General features: G+C 66.0%; 15 protein-coding genes. 8 read left to right on the plus strand and 7 right to left on the minus strand.

The annotated features are described in order from the left end of the window. Positions 1–57 precede the first annotated feature (57 nt). The 6 genes from FFS60_RS21570 to FFS60_RS21595 all read left to right on the plus strand — a co-directional run bounded on the left by FFS60_RS21570 (position 58) and on the right by FFS60_RS21595 (position 8,263). Positions 58–1,239: a M20 aminoacylase family protein gene (locus tag FFS60_RS21570; RefSeq protein ID WP_028629569.1), complete on the plus strand. Its 1,182-nt coding sequence runs from the start codon at positions 58–60 to the stop codon at positions 1,237–1,239. Continuing rightward, positions 1,236–2,525, plus strand: a complete 1,290-nt coding sequence (locus FFS60_RS21575; protein WP_137823106.1) for an MFS transporter — start codon at positions 1,236–1,238, stop codon at positions 2,523–2,525. Before FFS60_RS21570 ends, FFS60_RS21575 begins: the two co-directional genes overlap by 4 nt. Positions 2,526–2,542: 17 nt before the next feature. Next, positions 2,543–4,015 carry a CapA family protein gene (locus tag FFS60_RS21580; RefSeq protein WP_028629567.1) on the plus strand — a complete coding sequence of 491 codons (1,473 nt, stop codon included), beginning with the start codon at positions 2,543–2,545 and terminating at the stop codon, positions 4,013–4,015. Between the two features lie 153 nt (positions 4,016–4,168). Then, positions 4,169–5,245 (plus strand): M14 family metallopeptidase, encoded by a 1,077-nt coding sequence (locus tag FFS60_RS21585; protein WP_028629566.1) that lies wholly within the window; start codon positions 4,169–4,171, stop codon positions 5,243–5,245. Positions 5,246–5,353: 108 nt separating this feature from the next. Further along, positions 5,354–6,115: an ABC transporter substrate-binding protein gene (locus FFS60_RS21590; RefSeq protein WP_028629565.1), complete on the plus strand. Its 762-nt coding sequence runs from the start codon at positions 5,354–5,356 to the stop codon at positions 6,113–6,115. Between the two features lie 183 nt (positions 6,116–6,298). Then, positions 6,299–8,263: a DEAD/DEAH box helicase gene (locus tag FFS60_RS21595; RefSeq protein ID WP_171016556.1), complete on the plus strand. Its 1,965-nt coding sequence runs from the start codon at positions 6,299–6,301 to the stop codon at positions 8,261–8,263. A gap of 287 nt (positions 8,264–8,550) precedes the next feature. Here the strand turns inward: FFS60_RS21595 and FFS60_RS21600 are convergent, their stop codons facing one another. The 3 genes from FFS60_RS21600 to FFS60_RS21610 all read right to left on the minus strand — a co-directional run bounded on the left by FFS60_RS21600 (position 8,551) and on the right by FFS60_RS21610 (position 11,422). Then, a complete protein-coding gene (locus FFS60_RS21600; RefSeq protein ID WP_137823107.1) occupies positions 8,551–9,126 on the minus strand; it encodes a YceI family protein in 576 nt (191 codons plus the stop codon). A 31-nt stretch (positions 9,127–9,157) separates the two neighbouring features. Then, complete coding sequence (locus FFS60_RS21605; RefSeq protein ID WP_028629562.1) at positions 9,158–9,712, minus strand: cytochrome b; 555 nt, start codon at positions 9,710–9,712, stop codon at positions 9,158–9,160. Between the two features lie 234 nt (positions 9,713–9,946). Then, positions 9,947–11,422, minus strand: a complete 1,476-nt coding sequence (locus tag FFS60_RS21610; protein ID WP_137823108.1) for a flavin monoamine oxidase family protein — start codon at positions 11,420–11,422, stop codon at positions 9,947–9,949. 161 nt (positions 11,423–11,583) lie between these two features. On the opposite strand from FFS60_RS21610, the gene FFS60_RS21615 reads away from it, so the two are divergent. Both FFS60_RS21615 and FFS60_RS21620 read left to right on the plus strand, forming a co-directional pair. Next, positions 11,584–12,990 carry an adenosylmethionine--8-amino-7-oxononanoate transaminase gene (locus tag FFS60_RS21615; RefSeq protein ID WP_137823109.1) on the plus strand — a complete coding sequence of 469 codons (1,407 nt, stop codon included), beginning with the start codon at positions 11,584–11,586 and terminating at the stop codon, positions 12,988–12,990. A gap of 65 nt (positions 12,991–13,055) precedes the next feature. Next, positions 13,056–13,775, plus strand: coding sequence for a 16S rRNA (uracil(1498)-N(3))-methyltransferase (locus FFS60_RS21620; RefSeq protein ID WP_137823110.1), 720 nt, complete (start codon positions 13,056–13,058; stop codon positions 13,773–13,775). Positions 13,776–13,897: 122 nt separating this feature from the next. Here the strand turns inward: FFS60_RS21620 and FFS60_RS21625 are convergent, their stop codons facing one another. Genes FFS60_RS21625 through FFS60_RS21640 form a run of 4 tightly spaced genes read right to left on the minus strand, consistent with a single transcriptional unit; the run spans position 13,898 to position 24,022 of the window. Next, positions 13,898–14,368 carry a chemotaxis protein CheW gene (locus tag FFS60_RS21625; RefSeq protein WP_137823111.1) on the minus strand — a complete coding sequence of 157 codons (471 nt, stop codon included), beginning with the start codon at positions 14,366–14,368 and terminating at the stop codon, positions 13,898–13,900. Between the two features lie 13 nt (positions 14,369–14,381). Beyond that, positions 14,382–15,401: a chemotaxis protein CheB gene (locus tag FFS60_RS21630; protein WP_028629557.1), complete on the minus strand. Its 1,020-nt coding sequence runs from the start codon at positions 15,399–15,401 to the stop codon at positions 14,382–14,384. Then, positions 15,398–23,152: an Hpt domain-containing protein gene (locus FFS60_RS21635; protein WP_137823112.1), complete on the minus strand. Its 7,755-nt coding sequence runs from the start codon at positions 23,150–23,152 to the stop codon at positions 15,398–15,400. Before FFS60_RS21635 ends, FFS60_RS21630 begins: the two co-directional genes overlap by 4 nt. Before the next feature lie 9 nt (positions 23,153–23,161). Beyond that, the gene (locus tag FFS60_RS21640) at positions 23,162–24,022 is read right to left on the minus strand and encodes a protein-glutamate O-methyltransferase (protein WP_137823118.1); all 861 of its coding nucleotides are present in this window, start codon (positions 24,020–24,022) and stop codon (positions 23,162–23,164) included. Positions 24,023–24,076 lie beyond the last annotated feature (54 nt).

Genomic DNA, 24,076 nt, shown 5'->3' on the forward strand with positions numbered 1-24,076 from the left:
CCACCCCGGGCTGCGGCATGCTGCGCGCCATGCTGATCACGACAACAAGGGCAAACCATGCAGCTGATCCCACAGATCCTGGCCTGGCAGGATGAATTCGCGCAGATTCGGCGACGGATCCACCAGCACCCCGAGCTCGGTTTCGAGGAGCACGTCACCAGCGAGCTGGTGGCCGGCTACCTGCGCCAATGGGGTTATGAGGTCTTCGAGGGTATCGGCGGCACGGGCGTCGTCGGTGCCCTCAAGCACGGCAGTGGCAACCGCAGCATCGGCATCCGCGCGGACATGGACGCCCTGCCGATCCAGGAAGAAAGCGGCGTGCCCCACGCCAGCCGCGAAGCCGGCAAGATGCACGCCTGCGGCCATGACGGCCATACCGCCATCCTGCTCTGCGCTGCCCGCTACCTGGCCGAGACGCGCCAGTTCGACGGCACCCTCAACCTGATCTTCCAGCCCGCCGAGGAAACCCTGGGCGGCGCCCGGCGGATGATCGAAGACGGCCTGTTCGAGCGCTTTCCCTGCGATGCGGTCTACGCCCTGCACAACATGCCGGGGCTCCCGGTGGGCATGTTCGTCAGCCAGCCGGGGGCCATGAGCGCCTCGTCCGACGTGGCGACCATTCGCCTGATCGGTGTCGGCGGCCACGGTGCCATGCCGCACAAGGCCCGCGATCCGATCGTCGCCGCCGCCGAACTGGTCCTGGCGCTGCAGACCATCGTCGCGCGTAACGTGCCGGCCGGCGAGGTGGGCGTCATCACAATCGGCGCCATCCAGGGCGGTGAAGCCCATAACGTGATCCCGGATGTGGCCACCCTGAAACTCAGCGTGCGCTCCACCAGCCCGGACATCCGCACCCTGCTGCGCCGACGCATCACCGAAATCAGCCAGGGCGTCGCCCTTGCCCATGGCATCGAGTTGGACCTGGACTACGACGAGCGCATCGGCGTGCTGGTCAATACGCCGGCCGAGACCACGCTGCTGCAGCAGGTAGCACGCGGCCTTGTGGGCGAAAAGGCGGTGCTCACCAGCGTGCCCAGCGGCTACCTGGGAAGCGAGGACTTCGCCTCCATGCTAGAGGCGCGCCCGGGTTGCTACATGGTGCTCGGCAATGGCAACAGCGGCCCGAGCGGCTGCATGGTCCACAACCCCGGCTATGACTTCAACGACTCCGCCATCCCCTTCGGCGCCAGCCTCTGGGCGCGTCTGGTGGAAACCTACCTGAGTGAGACCCGAGCATGAGCGTCCCTTCCGACAGCCGCCGCCCCCTGGTGGTGGCCCTGCTGATGGCCGTGATGGTCATCAGCGTGCTGGACAAGAGCATCTTCGCCTTCGCCGGCCCGCAGATCATCGACGAGCTGAAACTCAGTCCCGAGCAGTTCGGCTTCATCGGCAGCGCGTTCTTCTTCCTCTACTCCATCTCCGGCGTGCTGGTGGGCTTTCTCGCCAACCGCCTGCCGAGTCGCGGCATCCTGGCCGGCATGTCCGTGGTGTGGATGGTGGCCCAGCTGCTGACCGCCCTCAGCAGCAGCTTCTTCGCCCTGGTGGCCAGCCGCATGCTGCTTGGCGCCGGTTGCGGGCCGGGCACCGCGGTGACCCAGCACGCCTGTTTCAAGTGGTACGCACCGCGCGAGCGGGTACTGCCTTCGGCGCTGATCCAGGTGGCGATCATGCTCGGCGCGATTGCCGGCGCATTGTCGCTGCCGCTGCTGATCCAGCACTTGGGCTGGCGCGTGGGCTACCTGATCCTGGCCGCCATCGGCCTGGTGTGGCTGGTGCTGTGGCTGGTGTACGGACGCGAAGGCCAGCATGACGATGCCGAGGGCGAAGCCTCCGGCGGCACCGCCCCCTATCGCCACCTGTTGCTCAACCGCACCTTCGTTTTCATTACCCTGGCCGGCTTCTGCAGCTACCTGCCCACTGCGCTGATCTACAGCTGGGTGCCGGTGTACCTGCAGAAGGGCCTCGCGATGACGCCAATGCAGTCCGGCTACGTGGTGATGGCCGCCACCGTCGGCGTGATTGCCCTCAACCTGGCGGTTTCCAGCCTCTCGCAGCGCGCCCTCAAGCGCGGCGCCAGCGTACGCCTGGCAATGGTCGCCCCACCCATGCTGGCCTGCCTGGTCGCCGGCCTCGCCATGAGCCTGATGGGCTTCGTTGAGCAGGGCCTGACCGCGACCCTGGCGCTGTACCTGGTCGGAGGCATCCTGGTGAACCTGCTGCCGGCCTTCGCCAACAGCATCGTCGCCTTCATCGCCCCGCCCCGTCAGCGCGGCAGCATGCTGGCCATTCACATTGGCCTGATGACCAGCGCCGGCATGCTCGCGCCCCATGTGGTCGGCCAGGCTGTCGGCTGGGAGGGCGGCGACATCGCCAGGGGCTTCGAACTGGCTGTCGGGCTGTTCGGCCTGGCCCTGATCGCCGGCGGCCTGCTCGGCGTGCGCCTGATCGACCCGGAACGCAGCCGCGCAAAGATCGCCACCCACTCCACTGAATCCGCCAACACGCCGGCCCCGTGCCAGGCCTAAGTCAGGAATCACGCTTCATGCATCAACGTATCAGCGCTCCGCAGCAGCGGCCGGCCACCTTGGAACTGCAACCCTCCTGGCGGGAAGCCGAGGTCGAGGACGGCTTCTGCGTGATCGCCGTGGGCGACATCATCATCACCCACGCCATCGCCCATAAGCTCAAGCGCAAGTCCCCCGAGTTGCTGGACATCCTCAGTCGCGGCGATGTGGTGGTCGGCAACTACGAAGGCTCGGCCATCGACCTGAAGACCTACGACGGCCACCCGGAAGCCGAGTCCGGCTTCGCCTGGCTGATCAGCGACCCGGACGCGCCGGCGGACCTCGCCTCGCTGGGCTTCAACCTCATGGCCCGCGCCAACAACCACGCCCTGGACTGGGGGACGGCCGGCATGCGCATGACCAACGAACTGCTGGATGCCGCCGGCATCACCCACGCCGGCACCGGCGCCAGCCTAGCGGCCGCCCGGGCGCCGGCTTTCGTCAACACCGACCGGGCGCGGGTGTCGCTGATCTCCTACGCCACCACTTTCGAAGCCAACTCGCCGGCCAACGACGGGCTGGGCGTCGTGCCGCCGCGCCCCGGCCTGAACCCGCTGCGCACCACGCCCCATCGCCTGGTGTCGGCTGAAGACTTCGCCGTGCTCAAGCGCCTGAACGACCAGGAAGCCTTCCAGGACCATTACCTGCTGAAAGCCCTCTACGGCCAGCACAGCGTGCACCTGGGGATGGCCCTGCACTATCGCGTCGATCCGAACGCCGCCGCCGGCTCGCTGCGCATCCACCATGAGTGCGACAAGCGCGACCAGGCCGAAATCCTGTTGAACCTGCGCCAGGCCAAGCAGACCTCCGACTTCACCATCGTCGCCCAGCACACCCACGAGCCGGACAACTTCACCACCGAAGTGCCCAACTACCTGCCGACCCTGGCGCGCAGCCTGGTGGACAACGGTGCCGACATGCTCTGTGGCCACGGCCCGCATCAGATTCGCGGCATCGAGGTCTACAACGGCAAACCGCTGCTCTACTCCCTGGGCAACTTCTGCTTCATGGACAACAGCCAGCAGGTCGTGGCCCGCGACGAGTGGGAGGAGATGGAATGGATGGCCGCCGAAGCCATCGTCGGCCCCAAGGGCATCACCAACCCACGGATCTCCACCCCGGCCGAGTTCCTCGAGTGGAAGCGTGTGGTGGGCATCTTCAGCGAGCCGATCTGGTTCGAAAGCGTGGTCGCCGAATGCCGTTTCAATACGGATGGCCGCCTCAAGGAACTGCTGCTGCACCCCATCGAACTGGGTTTCGACGGACGTGACGCCGAACGCGGCATCCCGCGCCTGGCCTTCGACAGCGCGGACAACCAGCAGCAGGCGCGGCGCATCCTCGAGCGCCTGCAGACACTGTCCGCCGAGTTCGGCACGCAGATCGAGATCGACACGGTGGAACTCGGCCAGCGCGTCACCAGCGTCGGCCGGGTGGTGATCCCGGCAGCCTGATTGACCCGCGCCGACCGGCGCCCAGCGCGGTGGCCCATCCGGTCGCCAACCGCTCCCCTGCCCTCATTGCCGTCGCCAGGCACCGGCCACAAACCAGTGCCCGGGCACGGCCGCGCCCGTGAACGACCACGGGCGCATGACACGGAACCTGAAATGGACCTGACCTGTTTCTCCCGCGACTACGCCGAAGCCCGCCGCAAATTCCTCGAAAGCTGTGACCAGCGCGGCCTCGCCGTAGAGTCCCACCTCCACCCCATGCGCGGTTTCGACAACGAGCATCTGGCCCTGGACCTGGCCTACAGTGGCCCGCGAGATGCCGCCAACCTGCTGGTGCTCAGCAGCGGCTGTCACGGCGTCGAGGGATTCTGCGGCTCGGCGATCCAGGTCGACCGCCTGCGCGACGAGGCCTGGGCCGCGCGTTGCCGGCGAGACGATCTCGCCGTGCTCTACCTTCACGCCCTCAACCCCTACGGCTTTTCCTGGCTGCGCCGGGTGAACGAGGACAACGTCGACCTGAACCGCAACTTCCTCGACTTCACCCAGCCGTTGGCCGATAACCCCGACTACCGCGCCGTAGCACCCTGGCTGCTGCGACCGAACCTGCTGAACGACCTGCGCCTGCTCGGCTATGCCCTGCGCCATGGCAAGAAAAGCCTGCAAAGCGCCATTTCTCGCGGCCAGCACAGTGACCCGCATGGGCTGTTCTTCGCCGGAACCCGGCCGACCTGGAGCAACCTCACGCTGCGCCGCGTCCTGCGCGAATACGGACGGCAATGTCGGCGCATCGCCTGGATCGACGTGCACACCGGGCTCGGCCCTCACGGGGTGGGCGAACGCATCTACAAAGGACATCAACAGGCCGCGGCCATCGCCCGCGCCCGCCGCTGGTGGGGCCCCCAGGTGACCAACAGCGCCGAAGGCACCTCGGTATCGGCGAAGCTCAATGGCACCCTCGACCAGATGGTGATGAGCGAGTGCGAACAGGCCGAATACAACGGCCTGACCCTGGAGTACGGCACGCTACCGGGACGCAAAGTCCTGTACGCGCTGCGCGCCGAGCAGTGGTTGCAGAACCACCCGGACGCCGCCCACACGACACGCGAACGCATCAAGCAGCGGTTGCGTGGCGCTTTCTACCCTCAACAGGATGGCTGGAAACGAGCGGTACTGGGTCAGGCACGCGAGGTGATGGACCAGACCCTGGCCGGGTTGGCCAGTCCACTGGATTGATGGCGGCTGTATCCGCCTGCGCGATGGGGTCGCGAAGGCGGTCACAGCTTCGGTTCTTTGACCCTTGCCGTACTACCCACGGCGCTTGCGGCCACGTAATCTGGCCACATGCCATTACTCAGCATGCTCCTCCTCACCCTGCTCGCCAGCCTCGGCTCAGCCGTCCAGGCCGAGCCCCTGCGCATCGTCAGCGAGCCCTGGGCACCCTATATCTACGAGGAGAACGGCCAGCCCCGCGGCCTGGACTACGAGGCCAGCGCCATCGTGTTCCAGCGTCTGGGAATCGAGGTGCAATGGAGTCTGATGCCCTGGAAGCGCTGCCTGGTGGAGCTGGAGAGCGGGTCGGCCGATGCGGTGCTGGATATTTTCCAGAACCGGGAACGCGAGAAGCAGATGGCCTTTCCCCGCGAGCCGTTGTCGCAGGTGGAGTTCGTGCTGTTTTACGCCCGGCAACGGCCCTATCCCTTCCAGCGCCTGGCCGATCTTCAGGGTCTGAAAGTAGGTGTCTCCCCCGGCTACTGGTACGCCGACCAGGCCTTCCGCACCTCGCCGTTGTTCATCCGCGAGCCAGCCCCCACCCACGAGGCCAACCTCGGCAAGCTGGTGCGCGACCGGGTCGACCTGGTGGTGAACGACCGCCGGGCAGGACAATTCCTGCTCCGCCAGATGGGGCTCGAAGACGAGGTCGGTCAGCACGCCAAAGTGATCAGCCGCGACCACCTGTACCTCGCATTTCGCCGTCTGCCGCGCCTGGAAGGCCTGGCCGAGCGCTTCGGCGAAGCGCTGCGGCGCTTCAAGCAGGAACCCGAATATGCACAGCTGATAGCCCGCTACCAGGAGCCCGGTGGAGACATCTCCAGTAACCGTTGAGCACCACAAGGGCTGTACATTGTCGAGGAGCTGTTATACTCGGCGCTCCGTCAGGCATACGCCCGGACGCTGAGCCATCCCTTCGGCCAGCAGGACCGGTCGGGACCGCGCGCCATCGCCGCGATTCTAGCCAGACACGATCACCCTATTGGGCCAGCCCCTTAGAACTACACAGGATTTCCCATGTCCTTTGCTTCCCTCGGTCTCTCCGAGGCATTGGTCGGCGCCGTCGAAGCTGCCGGCTACGCCCAGCCCACCCCCGTGCAACAGCGGGCCATTCCCGCCGTGTTGCAAGGCCGCGACCTGATGGTTGCTGCCCAGACAGGTACCGGCAAGACTGCCGGTTTCGCGTTGCCCGTTCTGGAACTGCTGTTCCCCAACGGTCACCATGACAAATCCCAGCGCCACGGCGCGCGCCAGGCGCGCGTACTGGTACTGGCCCCCACCCGCGAACTGGCGGCCCAGGTACACGACAGCTTCAAGCTCTACGCCCGTGACCTGAGCCTGACCAGTGCCTGCATCTTCGGCGGTGTCGGCATGAATCCCCAGGTGCAGGCCCTGTCCAAGGGCGTGGACCTGCTGGTGGCCTGCCCCGGCCGTCTGCTCGACCTGGCCGGACAGGGCAAAGTCGACCTCTCCCATGTGGAAATCCTCGTGCTCGACGAAGCCGACCGGATGCTCGACATGGGCTTCATCCACGATGTGAAGAAGGTCCTCGCCAAGCTGCCGCCCAAACGCCAGAACCTGCTGTTCTCGGCGACCTTCTCGAAAGACATCGTCGACCTGGCCAACAAGCTGCTGCATGACCCCGAACGCATCGAGGTAACCCCGCCGAACACCACGGTGGAGCGCATCGAGCAGCGCGTGTTCCATCTCCCCGCCAGCCACAAGCGCGCCTTGCTGGCGCACCTGATCACGGTCGGCGCCTGGGAGCAGGTACTGGTCTTCACCCGTACCAAGCACGGCGCCAACCGGCTCGCCGAATACCTCACCAAGCACGGCCTGGCCGCTGCCGCGATTCACGGCAACAAGAGCCAGAACGCGCGCACCAAGGCCCTGGCGGACTTCAAAGCCAACGACGTGCGCATCCTGGTCGCCACTGATATCGCCGCCCGCGGCCTGGACATCGACCAGTTGCCCCATGTGGTCAACTTCGAGCTGCCCAACGTCGAAGAAGACTACGTGCACCGTATCGGTCGTACCGGCCGTGCCGGCCGTAGCGGTGAAGCCATCTCCCTGGTAGCACCGGATGAAGAGAAACTGCTGAAGGCCATCGAGCGCCTGACCAAGCAGAAGATCCCGGACGGCGACACCCAGGGCTTCGACTCGGCGACAGTCGAAGCCGAACGCCCCGAGGCTCGCCCATCGCGCCCCGAACGCCAGCCGCGCGCCGACAAGCCCAAGCGCGAAGGCAAGGCACCGGCACACCAGGCTGCCGGTGAGTCCAAGGACGCCACCGGCGAAAGTGCCGAAGGCAAGGAGCGCAAGAGCCGCAATCGCCGCCGTGGCAAGGGTAAGGGCCAAGGCCAGGAGCAAGGCCAGCAAGGCCAACAGGCTGCCGGCCAACGACAGCCCCAGCCCCAGCCTCAACAGCCCAAGCAGGCACGTCCGCAGCAGTCCAACGCGGACCGCGATCCGGAAGAGTTCCTCGATGACGAGGTGGACAACTTCGGTAACCGCGTCGACTACGTCAGCCCCTACCCACCCAAGGGCCAGAACCAGGGCCGCAATCAGCGCCGTGGCGGTCAAGGCCAAGGCCAGGCACCGCGTCCGCAGGGCCAAGGTCAGGGTCAGGGTCAGGGCCGCAGTGGTGGTGGCGGCGGCGGTCAGAGCCGTAGCCAGGGCAGCAACCCGGCTCCGCGTCAGGGTGGTGGTGGCCAGAAGCAGGGCCAGAAACAAGGCCAGCAGCGCCAGGGCAAGCCCGCCAAAGGCCGTGGCAACGGCCCGCGCCGTGGCGAAGATCAACTGGTGTCTCGTGGTCGCGACGAGCCGGCCGTGCAGGACCCACGGGCCAACAAGCCGGCACCGAAGATCATCATGAAAGAGTCCCGCACCGACCGTTTCCCAACGCCGGAGCAACTGGACGAACTGCAACAGAGCAACCGCCCGCGCGGCGAGAAACCGGCATTGCTGACCCGCAATCGCTGAGTTTCAGCTGCTCATGAGAACGCCGGCCCAGTGCCGGCGTTTTCGTTTCCGTGAGGAGCGCATTCCCCCGTGTGAGCGATTTCAGTCGCGAATGAATTCGCTCACAGGCCCCCGACGCCGAAGGATGAGCTTCAGCCGTTCGGCATAACGCCGCTGGTGGATGGAAAGGCGTCATCCACCCTACGTGGCCAAGGCGTTGACATGGAATCTCCCGCAAGGTCAGTTTTCTGCCCACAAAGCAGAACGCCGGCTCAAGGCCGGCGTTCTGGTACTGCGGGAAAGCGCGCTTAGGAACGCACGCCCTCGAAGGAGATGATCAGCTCGGCTTCCTGGGAGGCCGGGCCGAGGTCCTTCTGGATGGCGAAGTCCTTCAACTTGATGGTGGTCGAGCCTTCGAAGCCGGCGCGGTAGCCGCCCCACGGGTCGTCGCCCTGGCCGACGAACTTGGCCTTGATGACGACCGGCTTGGTCACACCGTTGAGGGTCAGGTTGCCGGTTACATCGGCAGTGCCCTGGCCAGTGGACTTGACCGCGGTGGACTCGAAGGTGGCGGTGGGGTTCTTGCTGACGTTCAGGAAGTCACCGCTCTTGATGTGCTTGTCACGCTCGGCGTGGTTGGTATCAACGCTGGCGGTCTTCAAGGTGACCTTGACCTTGCTGGCCTCAGGGTTCTTCTCGTCGAAGCTGAACGTGCCGTCGAAATCCTTGAAAGTACCGTAGATGTAGCTGTAGCCCAGGTGGCCGATCTTGAAGTTGACGAAGGCGTGCTGGCCTTCCTTGTCGATCACGTAGTCGGCGGCCATGGCCTGGCCAGCGAACAGTGCGGCACCGAGAGTGAGCGCAGCGAAGGTTTTCTTCAGCATCGGTGAATCTCCTTGTTGAGAGGTTGCAGCGTTATTTGGCGGCGCGACCGAGCATACGGGTCAGGGTCGCGTCGCGATCGATGAAATGGTGCTTGAGGGCGGCCAGGGCGTGGACGCCTGCGAAGATGAGCAGCCCCCAGGCCAGGTATTCGTGTATGGCGCCGGCCACATCTTCCTGGTCGGGAATGGCGGTCAGGGTGGCCGGTACTTCGAACAGGCCGAATACGGCGATGCCACGACCTTCGGCCGTGGAGATCAGGTAACCGGAAATCATCAGGGCGAACAGACCGACGTAAAGCACCAGGTGGCCGACCTTGGAGCCCAGGCGAGTCATCGGACCATGGTTCGGCAGGGCCGGCGGCGGCGGGCTGATGAAGCGCCAGGCCATGCGTGCCAGCATCACCAGGAAGAGCAGGATGCCGACGCCCTTGTGAATGTCCGGGGCGGTCTTGTACCAGCTGCTGTAGTAGTTCAGACCGACCATCCACAGGCCCAGGGCGAACAGGCCGACGAAGACGATGGCCACCCCCCAATGCAGAAGAATACTGACCAGGCCGAAGCGGGACGGGGAATTACGCCATTGCATGGAGGACATCCTTGGAAAACACAAGCTGGGTAAAAGCGAGTGATAAAGCCTAGCGGTAAATCTATCGAATTAAAGCGGAAAATTTTGCTTTGAAATATCGAGTAAAACGATCTTTATAACGAGTGGGACTTCGCAGACTTTTGTCGGAAGAAAAGTCTGATAGCTCGTCAGCCGCGGCCGAACGGTATGAGGAGGGGGGACCGGCGGCGATGAGCTCGCCACCGGGGATACAACTCAGTTGAACAGACGGGAGAAGAAGCCTTTCTTCTCGTCCTTGGTGAGCGTCTTGGGTGTCGCTTCGGGCCTGCTCTCGGTTTCTGCTTCCACCGGGCCAACGGCCTTGCCGGCCTTGAGGTCAATGACCTGGGCGGCGGCGCGCTGGCCGCTGCGCAGGGCGCCTTCGAGGGTGCCTGGATAAAGCGCGTCGGTGTGCTCACCGGCGAATACCACGCGGCCCAGGGGCTTCTCCCACATGCGCCAGTAAAGGCTGATTTCGCCGGGGCCGTAAGCCAGGTAGGCGCCACCCGCCAGGGCGTCCTTGCCATAGCGACGCACCTCGAAGCCCTTGAATTGCTCGCGGGCGCCCGGGAAATGTTTGTCGAAGCGGATCAGCACCTGGTCGACCATCTGCCGGTCGCCGAAGGCCTGCATCAGGCGGGCGTTGTCGCCGGACAGGTTGATCAGCAGGTTGGCGCCGCCCTTGAGGGCCGGTTCGACCCAGAGCATGCCCAGCCCCTGGTCGCTGTAGACCTCGCCGGAAAGTCGGCTCTTGCCCCAGACCGGCTTCTTGAACTGCAGCAGCATCTGGTCGCGCCAGCCATAGTTGATGTCCTTCAGCGCGCGCAGCTGCAGGGCCGAGAGGGACGGCGTCATGCTGATCCTGCCCAGGGCCGGCAGCGGTACGGCAAGCACCACGTAATCGGCGTGGTAGCCGGCACCCCCGACCTTGACGGCGACGCCGTCCTTCTCTTGCACGATGGCCGAGACGCGGGCGTTGGTCTTGATGGTCTTGATCTGCTTGGCCATGGCCTGGGCCAGGCCCTGGCTGCCGCCGGGCAGGCGCGCGGCGCGCATCTCGGTATCCGGCAGGCCGCGATAGACGCGGGCCTGCTGGGCCAGGTAGAGCAGCGACAGGCGCGAGGGTTCGTCATAACGGGAGCGGATGCGCTGCTCCACCAGGGCCTTCGCGGTGGGTGGCAGGCTCAGCTTCTCCAGCCAGCGGGCGACGCTGATGGAGTCGAGGGTTTGCAGCGTGTGATTGACCAGCGGCTTGAGTGGGTCTTCGATCGAGGCGGCCAGGTCGTCCAGGCTCTTGTCGAAGCGTTTCAGGCCCTCCACCGTGCTCGGGGATTCCTTGAGCAGGTCGGCCTCGGAGAAGTAACGGCCGTTCACCAGGTAGCCCGGATTGCGCACGTAATCCGGCGCGGGCACGGCCTTCAGCTTGAACTGGTCCAGGTAGCGGTAGAGGCTGGGCTGCAACTTGGCGCTGCCGACCCACTCGCTGGCCGCCAGGCCCGAGCGACCACCGATGCTCGGCTTGGCCTCCAGAACGGTGACCTGCCAGCCCTTCTGCTGCAGCTCGTAGGCCGAGGTCAGGCCCGCCATGCCACCGCCGATGACGATGGCCGTCGGCTGCTTGTCCTTGGCCAGCGCCGTCGCGCTGAGCCCTCCCACGATGATCAGCGCCAAGACGCGCCAGGCTGCAGGCATGAAGATTCCCCCGGTGAAACAGCGTTGTTCGAAATTGGCGCGCAGGATACGCCAGCCCCAACGGCCGGGCCAGACGTGCCTTCCGGGTGGTTGGGTGCGTCCTGCTTGTCCGGGCCGGCCTCATTGCATAGGCTTCGCCGATCGCTACAGGAGAACGACTCATGGGCCTCAATGCCGACTGGATGCAACGTGACCTCGCCGTGCTCTGGCACCCCTGCACCCAGATGAAAGATCACGAACGCCTGCCGGTGGTGCCGATCCGCCGCGGCGAAGGCGTCTGGCTGGAGGACTTCGAGGGCAAGCGCTACCTGGACGCCGTCAGCTCCTGGTGGGTCAATGTCTTCGGCCACGCCAACCCGCGCATCAACCAGCGCATCAAGGACCAGGTGGACCAGCTGGAGCATGTGATCCTCGCCGGCTTCAGCCACCAGCCGGTGGTGGAGCTGTCCGAGCGGCTGGTGAAGCTCACGCCGAAGGGGCTGGACCGGGTGTTCTATGCCGACAACGGTTCTTCCGGCATCGAAGTGGCCCTGAAGATGAGCTACCACTTCTGGCGCAACCAGGGCCTGGAGCGCAAGAAGCGCTTCGTCACGCTGACCAACAGCTACCACGGCGAAACCGTGGCGGCGATGTCGGTGGGCGACGTGGCGCTGTTCACCGAAACCTACAAGTCGCTGCTGCTGGACACCCTCAAGGTGCCGAGCCCCGACTGCTACCTGCGGCCCGAGGGCATGTGCTGGGAAGAACACTCCCGTGCCATGTTCGCCCATATGGAGCGCACCCTGGCCGAACACCATGAAGAAGTCGCGGCGGTGATTGTCGAGCCACTGATCCAGGGCGCCGGCGGCATGCGCATGTACCACCCGGTGTACCTCAAGCTGCTGCGCGACGCGTGCGACCGCTACGGCGTGCACCTGATCCACGACGAGATCGCCGTCGGCTTCGGCCGCACCGGCACCATGTTCGCCTGCGAGCAGGCCGGTATCGCACCGGACTTCCTGGTGCTGTCCAAGGCGCTGACCGGCGGCTACCTGCCCATGGCCGCCGTGCTCACATCCGAAACCGTCTACCAGGGCTTCTACGACGACTACCAGACCCTGCGCGCGTTCCTACATTCCCACACCTACACCGGCAACCCACTGGCCTGTGCCGCCGCCCTGGCAACGCTGGATATCTTCGAGCAGGATCGGGTGATCGACGCCAACCGCAAACTGGCCATGCGCATGGCCACCGCCACCGCGCACCTGGCAGCCCACCCGCACGTGGCCGAAGTGCGTCAGACCGGCATGGTGCTGGCCATCGAAATGGTCCAGGACAAGGCCAGCAAGGCGCCCTACCCCTGGCAGGAGCGTCGCGGCCTGAAGGTCTTCCAGCACGCCCTGGAGCGCGGCGCCCTGCTGCGCCCCCTGGGCAACGTGGTGTACTTCCTGCCGCCCTACGTGATCACCGAGGAGCAGATCGATTTCCTCGCCGAAGTGGCCAGCGAAGGCATCGACATCGCCACCCGCGAGTCGGTGAGCGTGCACGTTGCCGCCGACCTCCACCCGAACCATCGCGATCCGGGCTGACGGGTAACACGGACGGCGCGCCAGGCCTTAAACTGCGCGCCTGTCCTCCCTTTGCCCGAACGCCCATGCGCCTCTCCCGCTTCTTCATCGACGCTCCACTCGCCCTCGGCCAACACGACCTGCCCGAAGCCCAGGCCCACTACATCGGCCGCGTGCTGCGGCTTGCCTCCGGTGACCCCGTGCAACTGTTCGACGGCTCCGGCCAGGAATACCTGGGCGAGCTGGTCGAGGTCGGCAAGAAGACGGTGCGGGTAGAGCTGCGCGAAGCCTTTACCGGCATGGCCGAATCGCCATTGCGGGTGCATCTGGGCCAAGGCCTGTCGCGCGGCGAGCGCATGGACTGGGCGATCCAGAAGGCCACCGAACTGGGTGTCGCCCAGATCAGCCCCATCGTCAGCGAGCGCTGCGAAGTGCGCCTGAAAGACGAACGCGCCGACAAGCGCCTGGCGCACTGGCGTCAGGTGGCTATCAGCGCCTGTGAGCAGTGCGGCCGCTCGGTACTGCCGGTGATCCATTCACCGGTCACGCTGGCCGATTGGCAGCGCGACGTGCAGGCGGATCTCAAGCTGGTCCTGCATCCGGTGGCCGAGCCCCTGGCCGGCCATGCCAGGCCGAGCAGCCTGGCCTTCCTGATCGGCCCAGAGGGCGGCTTGTCCGAGGCCGAAGTGGATGCCGCGAAGGCGGCGGGCTTCCACGCGGCACGACTGGGGCCGCGGGTACTGCGCACCGAGACGGCGCCGGTGGTGGCGCTCAGCGTGGCGCAGCAGCTCTGGGGCGATTTCTGAATCGGAGCGCCCGTAGGACGGCGTAGCGCGCAGCGAATCCATCGACCGCTGCTGGTGGGTTTCGCAGGTTCAAGCGGAGCGCCGCCCCGCCACTTCCTACGAACCGCCCCTGCTCGTCCGAGTCAGATCAGGCCGGCATCGGCCAGCATCTGCTCCAGTCCCGCCAAGTCGGGGATCTTCACCACATCAGTACCCAGTTGCACCGCATCCAGCTCCAGCACCGACAGCGGCGCGTTGGCCCGTCGCAAGTCTGCTTCCAGCTTCAGTGAACGCGGGATCCCCTGCAGCAGCAAGGCGATGAACTTGACGTGAGGGCGGCCGCCGAGGGCATTGAGTACCGCCACCCGCGCGCCTGAGCCCACCTTCACCTCGCCGCCGGCGGCGCCTTCGAAGGACAGCAGCGGCAGGCGCAGGTCGCGCCAGGCTACCTGGCCCAGCAGCCAGGCGGGCAACCCCGAGGTCGACTGGGGGGCGCGGTAGGGAATCAGCTCAGCCAGGGCCACGTTGGGCACCAGCAGGGTACGGTCGGACAGCGGCAGCAGCAGCCCGGTCAGGCTGGCGGTGCTGTTCTGGGTGGTAACGGCTTGGCTCATGAGAATTCCTGGGTTAGCTGCACTGCGCAGCCAGATGTTCGACCAGCTTGGCGGCCAGCTCGCGCGGGTCGCCGCCGAAGGTGCTGTAGCCGCCTTCACGCAGGCTGTCCGGCATGCTTGAGCAGGCGCAGGTATCGGCACTCTGGGTCCAGATCAACCCGCCCTGACGGCGCAGGTAGGCGGCTGCGGCACTGCCATCGCTGCCCATGCCGCTGAAGGCGATCACGCCGCACTGGGCGCCGTAATGCTGGGCCAGGTTGAGCATGGCCTGGTCGATGGACGGGCTGTAGGGTTCCGGCCAGGGGCGTTCGCCCATCTGCATGCGGCAGTCGTCGGAGAAATTCAGTTCACGGCTGATGGGCACCACCACCACTTCGCCGCAGCGCACGGTATCACCGTGGCGGGCCTGGTTGACGTGCCACTGGCTATGGCGGCCCACGGCCTGCGGCAGCGCGCCCTCGAAACTGGGGTCTATGTGCTGGGCGTAGAGAAAGCCGATCGGCAGGCCACCGGGCAAGGCATCGAGGAACGCCTTGACCGCCGCCGGCCCCCCCAGGGAGGCAGCCAGCAGCCAGACCTGGCGCGCGGGCTCCCCCGCCACCAGCGGGGTATCGGCAAGCACCTTGGGCAGTTCCAGGCGTGTCGGGCGCTGGGCCTCGGCCAGCAGGGTTTCCAGGCTCGGCCCCACGGCCACCGCCGGATCGCCCACCAGCTTTTTCAGCTTGCCGAACAGACGCCGTTCCCAACGCGGGTAATGCTCTGAATGGCGCTCGGGGGCATGGCCTTCGCCGAACAGCACGGGAGAACTGGCGTGCTCCAGCAGGCTGTCCACCAGGGGCGAATCCTCGGACAGGGCCAGGTCCACCAGCCAGAGATCCGCCTCGCAGGCGCTCAGCGCCGCTTCGTCCAGGCGGGCTGGATCGCTGTTGAGCACGACCTGGTAGCCGTTGCCGGTCAGGGCCTGCTGCAACACATGGCGCTGCAGCGAGGTGTCGGCGAGCACGGCAATGCGTGCGGATGTCTTCTCTGTCATGTCCGTTTGACCAGGTGCTGGATAGTTTCGAGCAACAGCGACTCCTGGTAGGGCTTGCCCAGGTAGTCATTGACGCCGATGGCCATGGCGCGCTCGCGGTGTTTCTCACCGGTACGCGAGGTGATCATGATGATCGGCAGGTCTTTCAGGCGCTCGTCGTGGCGGATCAGGGTAGCCACCTCGAAGCCGTCCATGCGCGGCATTTCGATATCCAGGAGCACGATGTCCGGCCGCTGCTCCTGCAGCAGGCCGATGGCATCGACCCCATCCTTGGCGGTGAGCACGTTCATGCCGTTGCGCTCCAGCAGACGGCTGGTGACCTTGCGTACGGTCACCGAATCGTCCACGACCATCACCAGCGGCGGACGCTCCACGTCCACGTCGGCCGGCAGCAGGTTGGCGCTGGCCGAGCGCAGTTGCGGTTGTACCAGGTGGGCGTGGCGCGAGCGAATGGTCGCCAGCAGGTCGAGAATCACCACCACGCGTCCATCGCCGAGGATGGTGGCGCCGGAGATGCCGTGGACCCCTGCGAACTGCGGGCCAAGGCTCTTCACCACGATCTCGCGGGAACCCACCAGGGAGTCCACCTGCACGGCCATGGCATGCTCGCTGGAGCGCACCAGGATCACCGGCAGCGGCAGACTCTGGCCCACCAGTTTGGGGTGCTGGCCGTTGCCCAGCAGATCGCCCAGGTACTTCAACTCGTAGTTCTGGCCGGCGTACTCGAATCGCGGTGCATCGGGCTGGTAGTAGGCCTCGAGCTCGTAAGGGGAGACCCGCACGATGCCTTCGATGGTGTTCAGCGGGATGGCATACAGGTCTTCGCCGGAAAGCACCATCAGCGCACGGTTCACCGACACGGTGAACGGCAGGCGGATGAGGAAACGGCTGCCCTCGCCAGGGGTGGAGTCGATGCTCATGGTGCCGCCGAGCTGCTTCACCTCGGAGTGCACTACGTCCATGCCGACGCCCCGGCCGGAAATCTGCGTGACCTTGTCGGCCGTGGAGAAGCCCGGTTCGAGGATGAACTGCAGAACCTCGTAATCCGAAAGGTCGGACTCGGCATCCATCATGCCGCGCTCGATGGCCTTGCGGCGCACGGCTTCGAGCTTGATACCGGCGCCGTCGTCAGCCAGGGTCAGGACGATGTCGCCACCCTCGCGGCCAAGGTTCAGGCGGATGGTGCCGCTTTCCGGCTTGCCGGAGGCGCGACGTGCCTCGGGAACCTCGATGCCGTGGTCGACGGCATTGCGCAGCATGTGTTCCAGCGGCGCCACCATACGCTCGAGCACGGTGCGGTCCATCTCGCCCTCGGCGTTGCCGACGACGAATTCCACCTGCTTGTCGAGCTCGCTGGCCACCTGCCGGACGATACGGCGCAGGCGCGGCACCAGGCGGTCGAAGGGCACCATGCGGGTACGCATCAGGCCTTCCTGCAGCTCGGTGTTCACCCGTGCCTGCTGGAGCAGCAGGGTTTCCGCGTCGCGGTTCTTCGCCGCCAGGGTTTCCTTGAGGTCGAGCAAGTCGGATGCGGACTCGAACAGCGCACGCGACAGCTGCTGCAGCTGCGAGTGACGGTCCATTTCCAGCGGGTCGAAGTCCTCGTAGCCGGCGCGCTCCGCCTCAGCCTGATAACGGCTGAGGATTTGCGCCTGGGTCTCGGTGTCGAGACGGCGCAGCTGGTCACGCACCCGCTCGATGGTCGCTTCCATCTCACTCAGGGTGAAGCTGAAGTCACTGACCTGCTGCTCCACCCGGCCGCGGAAGATGGAGGTTTCACCGGCCAGGTTGACCAGCCCCTCCAACAACTCCGCCGGCACCTTCACCAGTTCCTGGGGCGCACGACGAGCAGCGGCGTCCTGGGCGGCTTCCCGGGCTCGACGAACGAAGGGCAGGACGCGCTCTTCATTGACAACCCGCGGTAGAACGCTGGCCGCGACAATTGGGCTGGCCAACTGCGGCGCTTCTGTCAGGGTCAGCGCCTGGGGCGGCGTCGGCAGGTCTTCGGCCAGGCTCTGGTCGAGCTGCTGACGCAGTTCATCCAATTCAGCCTGCAAGCCTTCATAGCCGGACTGCACGTCAAGGAAGAGGCTTTCCGGCCAGGGCGCCCCCTGTTGCTGCGCCTCGATCAGGTGGTGTTCCAGGTCGTGGGCAAGGTCGCCCAGGCGCTTCTGCCCGGCCAGTCGCGCGCCGCCCTTGAGCGTGTGCAGCACGCGTAGCAGCTCATCGATCTGGGCACCGTCCTCGCGTGCCTCTTCCCAGCGGCCAATGGCGGTTTCCATGGCCTCCAGCAGGTCGTCTGCCTCTTCCAGGAAGATATCGAGGATGTCCGCCTCAGCCACGGCATCACGGTCGTCCTCGACTGCCGGCTGCAGATGCACGGCGCTGGGCATGCTCAGCTGCTCGCTGGGATTGGCGCGCCAGCGCTGGATGGCTTCGATCAGTGCCTGGCCGTCCGGCAACGGGCGACGCGCACGCACCGCGTCGAGCATTTCGCTCAGGCGGTCCTGACAAGCCTGCAGCAGGTTGAACAGCGTCGGACTGGCACGCAGACGGCCACCACAGAGGCCTTCGTAGAGGAATTCCAGTTCGTGGGCGAGGTCGCCGATGGGACCGATTTCGGCCATCCGGGCACCGCCCTTCAGCGTATGCAGGTCCCGTTGCAGGGCTTCTATCTCGAGACTGTTGTCCGGGTCATCGATCCAGCGCTGCAGGGCGGCACCGGCGCTGTCGAGGATGTCGAAGCCTTCCTCGAGGAATATCTCCACCAGCTCCGGGTCCTGGTCGCTGTTGAAGACCTGGACCTCGGGCAGCGGTGCAGCCTGGGTCACCGGCTGTTCGTCAGTCCGGACGTCCAGCAGCTCGGCCAGGGACAACTCGGTAAGGTGTTCCGTGGCGACGTCGTCCGCCGCCTCTTCCATCTCGTCATTGGCTGCGTCAAAGGGCTCGCACAGCTCGACAATGTCGTCCTCCCCGGCATCTTCGTCGTCGAATGCATCGAACGTGGGCAGTGGCTGCACCACGGCGGCCGAAAGGCTCTGCGCGCCACCCTGGCGGAAGCCGCGAATGTCCTGGATAAGCTGCAACGGATCACTCAGGGATCGGCGCGCCTGCAGTTGCTCCAGCAACGAGGCGAGGCAGTCATGGCTATGCTGCAGCAGGCCGGCGAGGCGCGGCGAGTGGCTGTAGCGGCGGTCTACCAGACCTTCGTAAAGCGACTCCAGTTCGTGGGCGAGGTCGCCGATTGGACGGATCTCAGCCATACGCGCACCGCCCTTGAGGGTGTGCAGGTCGCGTTGCAGGGCCAGCAGCGCCGGGTTGTTCTCCGGCTCGCCGAGCCAGCGTTCCAAGGCCTTGCCGGCGCTGTCGAGAATATCCACCGCCTCTTCGAGGAAGATGGACACCATCTCCTCGTCCAGGGCAGCAGGTACTTCGTCCAGCCGTTCGGTCTCGGACGTTTCGTCCGGGTCGAAGGACGCCAGTTCGGGCAGCGCCACGTCCTGCAGCGCCTGGGGCTCTTCCACCCGATCAGACTGCAACGGGCGGCTTTCAGCGTGTGGCCAGTCCGCGTCCAGTTCCTCGATTTCGAGGTCAGGGATACCGGGTTCCAGCAGGGACAGGGCCAGCGGGTCGACGACGTCCTGCAGCAGGTTGAGCAGGGCCTGGGCACGCTCGGGCTGGGGGGTCACTTCAAGGGCTGCCGCCACCTGATCCATCATGCCGATCAGGGCTTCATGGGCTGCCTCGGCTTCGCTGAAGAAGCGTTCGCTGACCGGCAGGCTGCCTTCGTCCACAGCGCCATAGACATCCAGCAGCGCTTCGCAAAGCTCTTCGATCTGCGGTAGTTCGGCCATCTCGGCACCACGGCCGAGGGTGCTCAACTCTTCCAGCAACGCCCCCAGTTCCTGACGCTCGGACGGGTGCTCACGCCAGCGGCGCAGCAGGTCCTCGGCGTCCAGCAGGATATCCATGCCTTCGGCGAGGAAGAGGGAAATCATCTGCGGGTCGCGGGTCTCGCCCTTGTCGTCGCGGCGTGCGGCATTGGCGGCGTCCAGGCGGTGCTGATGCAGTTGCTGGATGCGCTCCAGCAACGCCCCGGCACCTGGGATCGAGGCCAGCGGCGTGCTGTCCAGCTGATCCACGCCCTTGCGCAGCAGGTTCAGTGCCTCGCGCAGCAGTTCGGCCTCGGAGAGGTCGATGCGGAGCAGGTTGGTCTTGTACTCCTTGGCCAGCTTCTCCAGGGGCGTGGCGATTTCGGCGATCGGCAGGATGCCGGCCATGTGCGCGCTGCCCTTGAGGGTGTGCAAGGCGCGCTGGAGGTCATCGTTGACCGACTGGGGCAGTTCCTGGTCGCAGGCCTTGACGAAACCGGCGAGGGTATCCAGGTGGAGCTCCGCCTCGTTGCGGAAGATTTCCAGCAGTTGCGGGTCCAGGGCCTCACCGGATTCCGTGATGACAGGAGCATGCGGCTCGCCCGCGGGCTCGATGGCCTGCTCTGAACCCGGGGCTTCAGATTTTGGGAGGATCTGCCCCTTCGCCAGGGCATGGGCCGTGGCGGCCAGCTGGTCGACGTCGTCGCGCTGGCGCTGGGCCTTCGCGGCGTACTCATCGACCAGGGCAGGCAGCAGGTCAACCACATCCTGGACGACCTGGTGCACAGGTTCGGCGGCCTCGATGCTACGGTCCAGCACGCGATTGAGCAGGTTTTCCACCGACCAGGACAGCTCGCCGATGATCAGCGCTCGCACCATGCGCCCACTGCCCTTGAGGGTATGGAACGCACGACGCACTTCGCCCAGGGCATCGCGGTCGTTGCTGTCGGCATGCCAGCGCGGCAGGTAGTCGGCCAGTGTTTCCAGCACTTCACCGGCTTCTTCGATGAAGACTTCCTGCAGCTCGTCGTCCACCGGTTCCTCGTCGGCGGGCGGCGGCAGCAGGCTCGGCGGCACGTCGCGCGCCGGCGGATTGAAGGCCGGCACCGGAACCGCCATGACGTCGGCCAGGGACAGCGGTCGCTCTGCGGCAGGTTCCACTACCGGCTCTTCCAGCGGCGCGCTGGGCAGGTCGACTTCCGGCAGACCGAGTTCGGCGAGGGCCGCCTCGTCCCACTCCAGGGGGGCCGGCAGGTCTTCAAGGTTCAGGGCTTCCAGCTCGACCACCGGCTCGGCGGCGGGCAGGCTGTCCAGCTCATCCAGATCAAGGCTGGGCAGTGCATCGAAGGTGTCCAGCGACAGGTCGAGGGCGGGCTGGTCGCCCGGCAGCGCTGGCGGCAGCTCTTCCAGATCGGCCAGATCGAAGCTCGGTAGCGGTTGTCCCTCGCCGAACTCCAGCGGGGTATCCAGGCTGAAGTCGAGCAGTTCGTCCTCGGCCCCGGCTACTTCGGTCACGCTCGGCAGGCTGTCCAGCTCATCCAGATCGAGGCTGGGCAGGGTTTCACCTTCTATTCGCAGCGCCGGTTCCAGCTCGGGTTCCAGGGCGGCGACGGCATCGGGCTGGAACGGGGAATCCAGGCTGAGATCGATGGTTTCGGTAGCGGGTTCAGCGTCCAGCGCCTCCAGGCTCCAGGTCTCGTCGGCAACCAGCAGCTCGCTCTCTGCTGCTGCGGGCTCCAGCGGCGCATCCAGGCTGAAGTCGATGCTTGCGGCAGCCGGTTCAACGTCCAGCTCGCCCAGGTTCCAGTTGTCATCGGAGACCAGCAACTCACCCTCGGCAGCCGGTGCAGCGGCGGCGGTAGAAACCTCCAGCGGTGCGTCCAGGCTGAGGTCGATGCTTACGGCAGCCGGTTCAACGTCCGGCTCGCCCAGGCTCCAGTTGTCGTCAGAAACCAGCAGCTCGCCCTCGGGGGCTGCCGCCAAGTCCAGCGGCGCATCCAGGTCGAAGTCGAGGCTACCAGCGGCCGGCTCGAAGGCCAGCGCCTCGGGCATGACGGCTTCCGGCTCGTCTTCCGGATCGAGGTGCTGGTGCAACTCCGACTCTTCAGCGGCCAGTACTTCGATTTCCTGTATCGGGTCAGCCAGGGGCGCCGGGGCTTCCTCCTCTTCTACGCGGTCGAGGATGGAGGGCTTTTCCTTGAGCGGATAACCCAGGGTATCCAGGCTTTCCTCGGCCACGTCGAGAATCATGTCGCCCTGGGCGGCATGGTCTTCGGACAGTCGTTCGAGGTAGTACTCGACGCTGGTGATGGCGTCAGCCAGGGTGTCCAGGCTCTGCCAGTTGGGCACGGCCTTGCGTGCCAGCAGCTGTTCCAGGATGTAGCGGTTGCACGCTTCCAGCAGGGCGGCAGCGCGCGGCAGCGGGATCATTGCCAGGCCGCCTCGGGCCTGGGTCAGCAGCTCCGGCACACGGGCCAGGTGCTCGTGGTTCCACTGCGAGGCGATGAACTCGATGATGGCGTCCTTGGCCTGTTCCAGGCCGTTGCGCGCCTCCTTGATCACCAGTTGGTGGATCTGCGCCACGTCGGTGGTGGGCAGGTGGCTTTCTTCCGCCGCGCCCTCTTCCGCCGGCCCGACCATGCCGGCCAGGGTGGCTTCGACGTAGAGCAGTGCACCGGCGACATCCATCAGCACCGCATCGCTGGGCTCGCGCTGACCAAGGGAGAGTCCGTGGATCACGTCGATCTGGTCGAGAATGACTTTGCGCGGCTGACCGAAGCCCAGTACCGCCAGGGTGTCGGCAATCTGCTTGAGCGGAGGCAGCAGGGAATCCAGTTCGGCGACGCCGCTGCGGTCGCTGCGCACGAAGAGGTCGAGGCTGTCCTTGACCCGTACCAGTTCCTCGCAGAGGGCGGTGACCACCGAACGCATGGCGTCGCGGTCAGGGCCGGCGAGGCGGGCACGCTCCTCATCCACCACGGCGGTATCCGGCAGGGCTTCGTCGAGGCGGTAGCGCTCCTTGAGGGCACGGATACGCGGCGACTGGGCCGGGGCCTTGGCCACGTAGAACAGCAGGTTTTTCACCAGCTCTTCCGGTGCCGCCTGGTTGAAACCATCGGCACCCTGCTCGAGCAGGCGTTTGAGTTCCTTGTCCACTTGGCGCAGCAGGTTGCGCACCGAGGAGCCGTTGACCACGGAGCCGTTGGCAAGCCCCTCCACCAGGCCTGAGGCGATCTGCCAGAGAGCGCCGAGCGGCGCGTCCTGGCAGAGGGACTCGAGACGGGCGAAGACGCGCGCCATGTAGCCCAGGTTGGCGGCCAGGTCCTGGTTGCGGATCACGCCCACCAGGGCGGTCTGCAGCATTTGCCGCAGCTTGCGCAGCAGCACCGGCAGTTCGGCCGTGCGCATACGTGCCAGGGTGTCCATGGACAGCGCCGGCAGCATGCCGGAGAGGTCCGGAGCGAACAGGCTGGTCTCGGACAGCAGGTTGTCGCCACGGGCGGCACGCAGGTCATTGAGCAGCGGCAGCAGGACCATCGGCAGGTCGCGGCGGGCGCTCTGGATACGGTCCAGGTACGGCGGTAGCTGCAGGATGGCCTGCATCAGCACTTCCAGCGCCTCGCCACGGTTGGCCGTGCGGCCTTCCATCAGCGCCTGGGCCAATCGCTCCATTTCCTCGGCGAGCAGGGCCGCGCCGTAGAACTCGACCATCTGCAGCGTGCCCTGGACCTGATGGATATAGGTCAGGCAGAAACGCATGCGCGTCGGGTCCTGCGGGTTCTCGACGAAGGCCTCCAGGGCCTGTCGAGCCTGCTTCAGGGTTTCCGCGATCTCGCCCTTTACCCACTCGAGGGCGACGTAGTCGTGCCGATCAGTCATAGCCGTCTGCTATCCCTTCCGGGTGAATGCCAGAACCTGTTCATTGGGCACCGGCTCAAGGTCCGGGTGCTGCCAACCCACCACTTCCCCCACGCCCAGCACCATCAGCCCCCCTGGCGCCAGGCGTTCGGCCAGGCGATTGAGGATTTCCCGGCGGCGCCAGCGGCGGAAGTAGATCAACAGGTTCTGACAGAAAATTACGTCCATGCCGGACATTGGCGCCTTGGCCAGTTCCAGCACATTGAGCCGTGCACAGCACACCCGTGCGGCCAGGCTCGGCGCTATCTTGTAACGGCCATCGTCCTGGGCCTCGAAGTAGCGCTCGGCGAGCGCCGCTTCGAGTTGTTCCAGGCGTCGGGCGCCATACAGGCCCTCGCGGGCCTTGGCCAGGGCGCTGAGGCTGATGTCGGTGCCGGTCACGCCGAAATACGCCGGCTGTTCGGTACCGCTGAGCGCCTCGGCCGCCACCATGGCCAGGGAATAGGGCTCTTCACCGCTGGAGCAGCCCACGCTCCAGATTTCCAAGGGGCGCTCCAGGCCCCGTTCGACGCGCCCGCACAGGTACTCGGCGAGCAGTTCGAAGGAGGCCGGGTGCCGGAAGAACCGGGTTTCCTGCACCGTCAGGCGATCCAGCAGGGTCGACCACTCCACCGCGCCTCGCGGCCCATCGGTGACCTGGCGGTAGTAGCTGGCGTAGTCCTGCACGCCCAGTTCGCGCATACGCGCACTGAGATTGGTCTGGAGGAAGGAGCGGCGCTGGTCATTGACCACCACGCCGGTGCGTTCCTCGAGCAGCTTCTGCCAGTCCTGGAATTCCGCTGTCGTCATATCGGCCAGGGGTTTCAAGGCCCAGACACCGCCTGGCTGCATGCTGTCGTGCCCTTGATTCATGGCCGTCGTGCCGCGACCTCAGGCCGCGGCGCC

Source organism: Pseudomonas sp. D(2018) (genome assembly GCF_005502555.1).
GTDB lineage: Bacteria > Pseudomonadota > Gammaproteobacteria > Pseudomonadales > Pseudomonadaceae > Metapseudomonas > Metapseudomonas resinovorans.

Excerpts from the sequence above, each read along its gene's own strand:
- FFS60_RS21570 (WP_028629569.1), top strand. The coding sequence starts at position 58 with ATGCAGCTGATCCCACAGATCCTGGCCTGGCAGGATGAATTCGCGCAG.
- FFS60_RS21575 (WP_137823106.1), top strand. The coding sequence starts at position 1,236 with ATGAGCGTCCCTTCCGACAGCCGCCGCCCCCTGGTGGTGGCCCTGCTG.
- FFS60_RS21580 (WP_028629567.1), top strand. The coding sequence starts at position 2,543 with ATGCATCAACGTATCAGCGCTCCGCAGCAGCGGCCGGCCACCTTGGAA.
- FFS60_RS21585 (WP_028629566.1), top strand. The coding sequence starts at position 4,169 with ATGGACCTGACCTGTTTCTCCCGCGACTACGCCGAAGCCCGCCGCAAA.
- FFS60_RS21590 (WP_028629565.1), top strand. The coding sequence starts at position 5,354 with ATGCCATTACTCAGCATGCTCCTCCTCACCCTGCTCGCCAGCCTCGGC.
- FFS60_RS21595 (WP_171016556.1), top strand. The coding sequence starts at position 6,299 with ATGTCCTTTGCTTCCCTCGGTCTCTCCGAGGCATTGGTCGGCGCCGTC.
- FFS60_RS21600 (WP_137823107.1), bottom strand. The coding sequence starts at position 9,126 with ATGCTGAAGAAAACCTTCGCTGCGCTCACTCTCGGTGCCGCACTGTTC.
- FFS60_RS21605 (WP_028629562.1), bottom strand. The coding sequence starts at position 9,712 with ATGCAATGGCGTAATTCCCCGTCCCGCTTCGGCCTGGTCAGTATTCTT.
- FFS60_RS21610 (WP_137823108.1), bottom strand. The coding sequence starts at position 11,422 with ATGCCTGCAGCCTGGCGCGTCTTGGCGCTGATCATCGTGGGAGGGCTC.
- FFS60_RS21615 (WP_137823109.1), top strand. The coding sequence starts at position 11,584 with ATGGGCCTCAATGCCGACTGGATGCAACGTGACCTCGCCGTGCTCTGG.
- FFS60_RS21620 (WP_137823110.1), top strand. The coding sequence starts at position 13,056 with ATGCGCCTCTCCCGCTTCTTCATCGACGCTCCACTCGCCCTCGGCCAA.
- FFS60_RS21625 (WP_137823111.1), bottom strand. The coding sequence starts at position 14,368 with ATGAGCCAAGCCGTTACCACCCAGAACAGCACCGCCAGCCTGACCGGG.
- FFS60_RS21630 (WP_028629557.1), bottom strand. The coding sequence starts at position 15,401 with ATGACAGAGAAGACATCCGCACGCATTGCCGTGCTCGCCGACACCTCG.
- FFS60_RS21635 (WP_137823112.1), bottom strand. The coding sequence starts at position 23,152 with ATGACTGATCGGCACGACTACGTCGCCCTCGAGTGGGTAAAGGGCGAG.
- FFS60_RS21640 (WP_137823118.1), bottom strand. The coding sequence starts at position 24,022 with ATGCAGCCAGGCGGTGTCTGGGCCTTGAAACCCCTGGCCGATATGACG.